We start from the raw sequence: 695 nt of genomic DNA, 5'->3' as shown, positions 1-695 counted from the left end.
CCGGCGGCGGGTTCGTGCTGCTGATGGGCGGGCAGGTCATCAATGCCGGCGCGATCACCACGCCCAACGGCCAGACCCAGCTCGCGGCGGGCGATGACTTCGTGCTGCGGCGCGGCTATGGCACGGACGCCAACCAGCCCTCGACGACGCGTGGCAACGAGATCGCGCCGTTGTTCGACGCCGGCAGCCGCGCCGGGCTGGTCCGCAATGACGGCATGGTCTTCAGTTCGCGGGGCGACATCACGCTCGCCGGCCGCACGATCGAGCAGAACGGCATCCTCGTCGCCTCGACCTCGGTCAACACCCGCGGCACGATCCATCTGCTCAACTCGGCGACCGACGCGCTCGGCAGCGTCACGCTCGGCGCGGGCAGCGTCACCACGGTTATCCCCGAGCTCGAGAGCGAGGAGACCGCGCTCAACAGCCAACGCGACGGGCTGATCGCGGCGTCGGCCACCGCCAACCAGCAGCGCAGCCAGCAGGCGACCGGCCCGTTCGACAATCTTTCTTTGCTCGCCGACCGCCTCGATCAGTCGCGCATCGAGATCGTCACCGGCGGCAACGTGATCTTCAAGGGCGGCGCGTCGCAACAAGCCGGATCGCTGACCATGGCGCAGGGCGGGCAGGTGGCGGTCTCCGCCGGTGGCCGCATCTTCACCGAGAGCGGCGCCACCATCGACGTCTCCGGCGTGCGC

The 695-nt window shown here is 69.9% G+C and carries 1 protein-coding gene; it reads left to right on the top strand.

Going from position 1 to position 695, the window contains the following annotated elements:
• On the top strand, positions 1 to 695 hold a 695-nt coding region (locus J6497_RS40810), incomplete at both ends, for a hypothetical protein (protein ID WP_225709768.1).

Origin of the sequence: Bradyrhizobium cenepequi (assembly GCF_020329485.1) — a bacterium.
Taxonomy (GTDB): domain Bacteria; phylum Pseudomonadota; class Alphaproteobacteria; order Rhizobiales; family Xanthobacteraceae; genus Bradyrhizobium; species Bradyrhizobium cenepequi.
This window is presented reverse-complemented; position numbering and strand designations above follow the sequence as displayed.